Below are 8,148 nucleotides of genomic sequence, written 5' to 3' on the forward strand. Positions count from 1 at the left end.
CCTCTAATTCGGGGGTAGGGTAGAACAGGTGTGGTTAACAGGAGGGGGGTCCAATGGAAGATCAATCGCAGGATGTACCGGTCAGGAAGCCGACGGTGCTGTTGGTCGATGACGAAGAGTCGATTCTCAATAGCCTGCGCCGGTTATTGCGCAGCCAGCCATATGAGATCCTGCTGGCCGACAGCGGCGCCAAGGCCCTGGAAATCCTCAAGGAGCGGCCGGTCGACCTGGTCATGACCGATGCCCGCATGCCCAACATGGACGGCGCCACGCTGCTGGCGCAGATTCGCAAGCTTTATCCGTCGACCTTGCGCATCCTGCTCACCGGTTATGCCGATGTGGAGATGATGACCAAGGCCATCAACGAGGGGCAGCTCTATCGCTACCTCAGCAAACCCTGGAACGATGAGGAACTGGTGCAGGCCCTGCGTCAGGCCTTGGCGCACCAGCACTCCGAAAGTGAGCGCCAGCGCCTCGAAGCGCTGAACCGCGAACAGAACGAACAACTGCGGATACTCAACACCACCCTGGAAAAACGTGTGGCGTCGCGCACCTCCGAGCTGCAGCAGACCGCCGATATGCTCGACCTGGCCTATGACGAGCTCAAGCGCAGCTATGTGACGGGCACCGAAGTGTTTTCGCTGATCGCCAACCTGCGTCTGCCCAAGGCCAAGCAGACCAACCGGCAGATCATCGAGCTGATCCGGGTCTACAGCAGGCTCCACTTTCTGGATGAGTCCACCGACCGCGACCTGACCATGGCCGCGGCGCTCTACAACATCGGCAAACTGAGCTGGACCGACAACATGATGGTCACGCCCGCCGACATGCTGCACCACACCGAGCTTGATCTCTACCGGGCCTATCCGAAGCAGAGCGAGTCGCTGCTGATGACCCTGGACCCGATGAAAGACGCCGCGCGCATCATCCTCCATCACCAGGAACGTTGGGACGGCAGTGGTTTTCCCGACCATCTGCGGGGCGAGGCCATTCCGTTCGGTTCGCGGCTGTTGAAACTGGCGGTGGACTTCATCGAACTGCAGCGCGGGTTGATCCTGGAGCGGCAGATGAACAGCGATGAGGCGCTGGTCTACATCCGTAAATACGCCGGCAAACTGTACGACCCGGGCATGGTGGAGGACTTCATCAAGGCGTGTGGCGAGTATCTGGACGACGTGACCTTGTCGGATCCGACGGTGCAGGTCATGACCACCCGCGATCTGACGGCCGGGATGATCCTGGCCCGCAACCTCAACGCCGACAACGGCATGCTGTTGCTCAACGCCGGCAAGGTGCTGAGCGCGCCGCTGGTGGAAAAGCTCATCGCTTTCGAATCGATGGAGGGCGCGCGATACAGCGTGTTCGTCAAAATTCCCGAAGAAGAAGATCCTTCGGTGCCGAAGCCGATGTTGGGGTGATGGGACTCGGACAGACGACGAAATCAACTGTGGGAGCGGGCTTTGTGGGAGCCAAGCTTGCTCGCGATGAACGATGACGCGGTCCTGCAGTTAAACCGCGTCGCCCCATCGCGAGCAAGCTTGGCTCCCACAAAAACTGCTCCCACAGTGGTTTTGTGTTGAGTCTGAGGGCGGCGTCAGGCTTTGCTCCTGTCGCTGCGCTCTGTAGTCTTGCGAGCATTTTTCTGCCCGGGGCTTTTATTCATCATGACCACTCCCATCATCCGCATCGCCGCCGCCCTGTTGATCGGGCCGGACGGTCGGACCTTGCTGGTGCGCAAGCGCGGCACCCAGGCCTTCATGCAGCCGGGCGGCAAGATCGAGGCCCATGAGCAGCCGGTCCAGGCCCTGGTCCGTGAGCTGGCCGAAGAGCTTGGGCTGACGATTGATCCGGCACAGGCCCGTTACCTGGGGCCGTTCAGCGCTCCGGCCGCCAACGAACCGGGTTTTGTCGTGCAGGCTGAAGTTTTTTTGCTGAGTATTGATGCGCCGGTTTCTCCCGCCGCCGAGATTGAAGAAGTGTGCTGGATCGACCCGGCCGGTGGCAGCGAGTTGCTGCTGGCGCCGTTGACAGGCGAGGTGATCCTGCCGTTTTATCGAGCCAGCCTTCTCGAGACGTGCTGACCCCAGACTCAAGGACTGACGCCCATGATTCCATTGCCGGACCTGCTGATTTTCGCCGCCGCCGCGTTGCTGATGGTACTCACGCCCGGCCCGAACATGATCTACCTGATTTCCCGTTCGATCTGCCAGGGCCGCAAGGCCGGCGTCACATCCCTGCTGGGTGTGGTGGCGGGCTTCTTCGTGCACATGTTTGCCGCGGCGGCGGGGCTGACGGCGGTGTTCCTGGCGGTGCCCATGGCGTATGAATTATTGAAATGGGCCGGCGCGCTGTACCTGCTGTGGCTGGCCTGGCAGGCAGTCAAGCCCGGTGCGCGTTCACCGTTCCAGGCCCAGCAATTGCCGGCGGATTCGACGCGCAAGCTGATCACCATGGGGTTTCTCACCAGTGCCCTGAATCCAAAGATTGCAGTGTTTTACCTCTCGGTATTCCCGCAATTCATCAGCCCGGAACACGGTTCGTTGTTCACCCAGAGCATTATCCTGGGGCTGACCCAGATCAGCGTCAGTTTCAGCGTCAACCTGCTGATTGCCCTGTTCGCCGCCGGCATTGCCTCCTGGTTTGTCCATAACCCCACCTGGCTGGCGGCGCAGCGCTACTTCATGGGGTTTGTGCTCGGCGCGCTGGCGTTGCGCCTGATGCTTGAGCAACGGCGTTCGGCGTGAATATTCGACGGCTCGCCGCGGGTGATGCCCAGGCGTATCGCGACCTGATGCTCCAGGCCTACGCGCTTCATCCCCAGGCCTTCACCTCTAGCGTCAGCGAGCGAGCGGCGATGCCAATGAGGTGGTGGGAATCACGTCTGAGCAGTCGGCTCGATGTGTTGTTGGGGGCGTTTGTCGAGCATGAGCTGGTGGGTATTGTCGGGCTGTCCCTGGAGCCGCGGGAAAAAGCCCGGCACAAGGCCACGTTGTTCGGCATGTACGTCGCCGACGCTCATCGCCACGCTGGCCTCGGCTACCAACTGGTGCAAGCGGCCCTCGACGAAGCCCGCCGCCACAGTTTTTTGCGCCTGGTGCAACTGACCGTTACCGCCGGCAACGCCCCGGCCCTGAAGCTCTATCAGCGTTGCGGTTTTGTGCAATATGGCCTCGAACCGCAGGCGATACGGGTGGGTGAGGACTATCTCGACAAGATCCATATGTGGCGCGAACTGTAAAACCTAGCATGACGATTGAGCTTTTGTGGCGAGGGGATTTATCCCCGCTGGGCTGCGAAGCGGCCCTAAAGCAGCGAGCTCAATTTTCCTGACACACCGAGTTGCTTGGTTTGGGGGCCGCTTCGCAGCCCAACGGGGATAAATCCCCTCGCCACATGAAGAATGCCCGTCAGCGCACGGCACTGACGCCGTCGAGGGTCGAAAACGAAGTGTCTTTGGCCGTCAGCAGAAAGTCGCGCATGTACGGCGCATCGAGCATGTCGGTGCGCACGGCGGCATACAGCGTGGCGAACAAACCTTTCTCCCCCAGCCGTTTGGCCTTTACATAACCGCGCGAACTGTATTCATGCAGCGCCCAGTGGGGCATGCCGCAGACGCCACGACCGCTGGCCACCAGTTGCATCATCATCACCGTCAGTTCAGACGTGCGCACCTGAGCCGGCTCGATGTCGGCCGGTTCCAGGAAACGGGTGAAGATGTCCAGGCGATCACGCTCCACCGGGTAGGTGATCAGGGTTTCGCTGATCAGGTCTTCGGGCACGATGTAGGGTTTGCCCGCCAGCCGGTGCTGGTTGGCCACGGCGAGCATCGCTTCGTAGGTGAACAGCGGCACGTAGGTGATGCCCGCCAGTTCCAGCGGGTCGGAGGTCACCACCAGGTCCAGGTCGCCCCGGGCCAGGGCCGGCAGCGGCGCGAAGGCGAAGCCCGAGGCCAGGTCCAGCTCGACTTCCGGCCAGGCGTCGCGGAACTGGTCGATGGTGGGCATCAGCCACTGAAAGCAACTGTGGCACTCAATGGCCATGTGCAAACGCCCGGCGGTGCCACCGGCCAGCCGACCGATGTCCCGCTCGGCGCTGCGCAGCAACGGTAAGGTCGCGTCGGCCAGTTGCAGCAAGCGCAGGCCGGCGCTGGTGAAGCGCACCGGTTTGGTCTTGCGCACGAACAACTGCATGCCCAGGCGTTCTTCCAGTTCCTTGAACTGGTGGGAGAGCGCGGACTGGGTCAAATGCAGGCGTTCGGCGGCTTCGACCAGACTGTCGGCTTCGCGCAGGGCATGCAGGGTCTTGAGGTGGCGGATTTCAAGCACCGTAGGCTCCATGAGTAAAACTCGTGATCAACACGAAAAGGTTGAGTTTGTCTCATGTGGGGCTGACTGTCGACAATGGCGCCATCTTTTACAGGAGGACACACACCATGGCCCTGGCCCACACCTTAGGTTTTCCCCGCATCGGCGCCGACCGCGAACTGAAAAAAGCCCTCGAAGCCTACTGGAAGGGCGACTTGGCAGCGGCCGCACTGCAAGCGGTGGGCCGTGAACTGCGGGCTCGGCACTGGCAACTGCAGAAAGATGCCGGAATTGACCTGTTGCCGGTTGGTGATTTCGCCTGGTACGACCAGGTGCTCAGCCACACGTTGACCCTGGGTGCCGTCCCGTCGCGATTCCACAACACCCTCGATGCTCACGCCAAGCCAACCCTCGACACGCTGTTCGCCATGGCCCGAGGCGCCACTGCGGCTTGCTGCGCTGCCGATCACGGGCAAGCGCAATACGCTCAGGAACTGACCAAGTGGTTCGACACCAACTACCACTACCTGGTCCCGGAATTTACCGCCGACCAGCGTTTCGTCCTGAGTTGGGAGCAACTGTTCGACGAAGTGGACGAGGCCCATGCGTTGGGTCACCGGGTCAAACCGGTGATCATCGGTCCTTTGACTTATCTGTGGCTGGGCAAGACCAAGGGCGAGGACTTCGACAAACTCGACCTGCTGGAGCGCCTGCTGCCGGTCTACGGTGAAATCCTCAATCGCCTCAAGGCCCAGGGCGTTGAGTGGGTGCAGATCGACGAGCCGATCCTCACCCTCGACCTGCCGCAGGCCTGGAAAAGTGCTTTCGAGCGGGCCTATCACATCCTTCAGTATTCGCCGCTGAAAAAACTGGTGGCGACCTATTTCAGTGGCCTGGAAGACAACCTCGGTCTGGCGGTGAGCCTGCCGGTGGACGGTTTGCACATCGACGCGGTGCGGGCGCCGGAACAACTGGGCCAGGTGCTCGATCGCCTGCCCACCTACAAGATCCTGTCGGTGGGGCTGGTCAATGGCCGCAATGTCTGGCGCTGTGAACTGGAACAGGCGCTGGCGCAATTGCAGCCGGCTCAGGAGCGGTTTGGCGACAACCTCTGGGTCAGCACCTCTTGCTCACTGTTGCACAGCCCGGTGGACCTGGAGCGTGAAGACCGACTGGACCCTGAACTCAAGAGCTGGCTGGCCTTTGCTGTGCAGAAGTGCGGGGAAGTGGCGGTACTGCGCGATGCGCTCAACGATCCACAGGCGCCCGGCGTGCAACACGCCCTGGCCGACAGTCGTGACGTGCACGCTCGTCGTGCCGACTCGACACGCATTCACAAGGCCGAGGTCCAGGCGCGCCTCGCCGCGATAGGACCCCAGGACAGCCAGCGGCAATCGCCGTTTGCCCAGCGCATGGCGCAGCAGCGCGCTCGCCTGAAGTTACCGGCCTTTCCCACCACCACCATCGGCTCCTTCCCGCAGACTCCGGCGATTCGTCTGGCGCGCCAGGCCTACAAGCAAGGCAAGTTGTCGGCCAACGATTATCAGGACGCCATGCACACTGAGATCCGCCATGCCGTGCAGATCCAGGAACGCTTGGGCCTGGATGTGCTGGTACATGGCGAAGCCGAACGCAACGACATGGTGGAGTATTTCGCCGAGCAACTGGACGGCTATGCCTTCACCCGTTTCGGCTGGGTCCAGAGCTATGGTTCGCGTTGTGTGAAACCGGCGATCATCTATGGCGATATCAGCCGGCCGAAAGCGATGACCGTCGACTGGATCCGCTACGCACAAAGCCTGACCGACAAGGTGATGAAGGGCATGCTCACCGGCCCCGTGACCATGCTGATGTGGTCGTTCCCGCGCGAGGACGTCTCGCGTCAGGTCCAGGCGCAACAACTGGCCCTGGCCCTGCGTGACGAAGTGCTGGACCTGGAAAAGGCCGGGATCAAAATCGTGCAGATCGACGAGGCCGCGTTCCGCGAAGGTTTGCCCCTGCGCCGTGGGCAATGGCAGGAGTATCTGGATTGGGCGGTGCAAGCGTTCCGCTTGAGCGCCTCGGGCGTGAGCGACGAAACCCAGATCCACACCCACATGTGCTACAGCGAGTTCAATGACGTGATCAAGGCCATCGCCGCCATGGACGCCGACGTCATCACCATTGAAACCTCGCGTTCGGACATGGAGTTACTGGACGCGTTCGAAGCGTTCGAGTACCCCAACGACATCGGCCCAGGTGTGTATGACATCCACTCGCCACGGGTGCCGGACACGACCGAAATGGTCGCGTTGATGAGCAAGGCGGTGAAGCGGATTGCGGCGGACCGACTGTGGGTCAACCCCGATTGCGGCTTGAAGACCCGGGCGTGGCCGGAAACAGAAGCCGCGCTGGTGAACATGGTGGCGGCGGCCCGGCAGCTGCGGAGTCAGTTGGCCTGAAACCGTTGCGTTGGGTCTATACCTTGAATCTGCACCTGTGGGAGCAAAGCTTGCTCGCGATACAGACGCCTCGATTCCAGAAAGATCGCGTTGACTTCATCGCGAGCAAGCTTTGCTCCCACAGATAAATCATTCACCGCAGCAGACCTTTGGGAAATCTTCATCAAACTGTCACGTAACTGTGGCAGCGCGCTTGAACAAACTTCATCAGACTCGCGCTCTACTGGGGTTCTGCGTTTTGGTGTTTCTTCATGCGTGTATTTATCTTCCTGGCCGCGTTGTTATTCGGCCTGCCGTCGATGGCGGCTTCTCGCTGTGATGTCAATGTTGCGACCCAACGGGTCGATCTGGATCAGGTCAGCCTGGCGTACCAGAGCATCGGCCGTGCCTCCGACCCGGCGTTGTTGCTGGTGATGGGCTTGGGCGGGCAGTTGATCCATTGGCCGGACGAAGTGGTGGCGGCCCTCTGCGAGCAGGGTTTCCGGGTGATCCGCTACGACAACCGCGACGTGGGTTTGTCCGCCTGGCGCCAGGCGCCCGGCAGCGCCAACCTGGCCTTTGAAGCCTTGCGCTACAAGTTGGGCCTGCCCGTGGCTGCTCCCTACACGTTGACCGACATGGCCGACGACGGCTTGGGGTTGATGGATGCGTTGCAAGTGCAAAGCTTTCACGTGCTGGGGGTGAGCATGGGCGGGATGATCGCCCAGCACATGGCGGCCATGGCGCCGCAGCGGGTGGAGAGCCTGACGCTGATCATGACCAGCTCAGGCGCCGAAGGCCTGCCGGCACCGAGTGAAACGCTGGTGCAGCTGTTGTCCCGGCGCAGTGCGCCGAATCGTGAAGTGGCCCTGGAACAACAGGCCGATCTGCTGGCCGCCCTGGGCAGCCCGATGGTGGTGGATGATCGTCAGGCACTGTTGCATCAGGCCGCCCAGGCCTATGACCGGGCCTTCAACCCCGAAGGCGTGCAGCGCCAGATCATGGCGATCATGGCCGAGCCGAGCCGGGTGGCGCTGCTCAATCAACTGCGCGTGCCGACCCTGGTGGTCCACGGCACCGCCGACCCGTTGTTGCCGGTGATGCATGGCGTGCACCTGGCGGCGCACATCCGCGGCAGCCGCCTGAAGCTGATACCGGGCCTGGCTCACCGGTTTCAAGAAGCGTTCAAGGAACCGTTGCTGGGGGCGGTGTTGCCCTACTTGCAGCAGCATCGCGAAGACACCTCGCATTGGGCGCAGATCGAGCCGGTGCAGGTGCCTAACGTGCTCTGATAAACGGTCTGCCTGGTTTTTGTGGCGAGGGAGCTTGCTCCCGCTGGACTGCGTAGCAGCCCTAAGGTTCAGCCCGAGACACCCAGGTGGCGGGATAGATTATGGGGTTGCTTCGCAACCCAGCGGGAGCAA

8 protein-coding genes are annotated in these 8,148 nt (G+C 61.7%); 6 read left to right on the forward strand and 2 right to left on the reverse strand.

What is annotated here, in order from left to right:
• The first annotated feature begins 53 nt into the window (after positions 1-53).
• From nosR to HU811_RS08730, 4 genes are all read left to right on the forward strand, one after another.
• Positions 54-1,418, forward strand: a complete 1,365-nt coding sequence (gene nosR / locus HU811_RS08715; protein WP_186655329.1) for a response regulator c-di-GMP phosphodiesterase, NosR family — start codon at positions 54-56, stop codon at positions 1,416-1,418.
• Positions 1,419-1,664: 246 nt separating this feature from the next.
• On the forward strand, positions 1,665-2,081 hold the full coding sequence (locus HU811_RS08720) for an NUDIX hydrolase (protein WP_186655331.1): 417 nt from the start codon (positions 1,665-1,667) through the stop codon (positions 2,079-2,081).
• Between the two features lie 24 nt (positions 2,082-2,105).
• Positions 2,106-2,744 (forward strand): LysE family translocator, encoded by a 639-nt coding sequence (locus HU811_RS08725; RefSeq protein WP_092393508.1) that lies wholly within the window; start codon positions 2,106-2,108, stop codon positions 2,742-2,744.
• A complete protein-coding gene (locus HU811_RS08730) occupies positions 2,741-3,238 on the forward strand; it encodes a GNAT family N-acetyltransferase (protein ID WP_186655333.1) in 498 nt (165 codons plus the stop codon). Before HU811_RS08725 ends, HU811_RS08730 begins: the two co-directional genes overlap by 4 nt.
• 169 nt (positions 3,239-3,407) lie before the next feature.
• Here HU811_RS08730 and metR read toward each other — a convergent pair whose 3' ends face one another.
• Complete coding sequence (gene metR / locus HU811_RS08735; RefSeq protein ID WP_186655342.1) at positions 3,408-4,325, reverse strand: transcriptional regulator MetR; 918 nt, start codon at positions 4,323-4,325, stop codon at positions 3,408-3,410.
• A 107-nt stretch (positions 4,326-4,432) separates the two neighbouring features.
• On the opposite strand from metR, the gene metE reads away from it, so the two are divergent.
• Positions 4,433-6,745 carry a 5-methyltetrahydropteroyltriglutamate--homocysteine S-methyltransferase gene (gene metE, locus HU811_RS08740; protein WP_186655335.1) on the forward strand — a complete coding sequence of 771 codons (2,313 nt, stop codon included), beginning with the start codon at positions 4,433-4,435 and terminating at the stop codon, positions 6,743-6,745.
• Here metE and HU811_RS08745 read toward each other — a convergent pair.
• The gene (locus tag HU811_RS08745; protein ID WP_186655337.1) at positions 6,733-6,909 is read right to left on the reverse strand and encodes a hypothetical protein; all 177 of its coding nucleotides are present in this window, start codon (positions 6,907-6,909) and stop codon (positions 6,733-6,735) included. The two genes, metE and HU811_RS08745, sit on opposite strands and share 13 nt — an antisense overlap.
• Before the next feature lie 87 nt (positions 6,910-6,996).
• Between HU811_RS08745 and HU811_RS08750 the strand changes: the two genes are divergently transcribed.
• Positions 6,997-8,016 carry an alpha/beta fold hydrolase gene (locus tag HU811_RS08750; RefSeq protein ID WP_186655338.1) on the forward strand — a complete coding sequence of 340 codons (1,020 nt, stop codon included), beginning with the start codon at positions 6,997-6,999 and terminating at the stop codon, positions 8,014-8,016.
• Positions 8,017-8,148: the final 132 nt, after the last annotated feature.

Origin of the sequence: Pseudomonas tehranensis, assembly GCF_014268615.1 — a bacterium.
GTDB lineage: Bacteria > Pseudomonadota > Gammaproteobacteria > Pseudomonadales > Pseudomonadaceae > Aquipseudomonas > Aquipseudomonas tehranensis.

What these genes read in the sequence shown, in the direction of transcription:
- nosR (WP_186655329.1), top strand. Translation starts at nt 54, where the DNA reads ATGGAAGATCAATCGCAGGATGTACCGGTCAGGAAGCCGACGGTGCTG.
- HU811_RS08720 (WP_186655331.1), top strand. Translation starts at nt 1,665, where the DNA reads ATGACCACTCCCATCATCCGCATCGCCGCCGCCCTGTTGATCGGGCCG.
- HU811_RS08725 (WP_092393508.1), top strand. Translation starts at nt 2,106, where the DNA reads ATGATTCCATTGCCGGACCTGCTGATTTTCGCCGCCGCCGCGTTGCTG.
- metE (WP_186655335.1), top strand. Translation starts at nt 4,433, where the DNA reads ATGGCCCTGGCCCACACCTTAGGTTTTCCCCGCATCGGCGCCGACCGC.
- HU811_RS08745 (WP_186655337.1), bottom strand. Translation starts at nt 6,909, where the DNA reads ATGAAGATTTCCCAAAGGTCTGCTGCGGTGAATGATTTATCTGTGGGA.
- HU811_RS08750 (WP_186655338.1), top strand. Translation starts at nt 6,997, where the DNA reads ATGCGTGTATTTATCTTCCTGGCCGCGTTGTTATTCGGCCTGCCGTCG.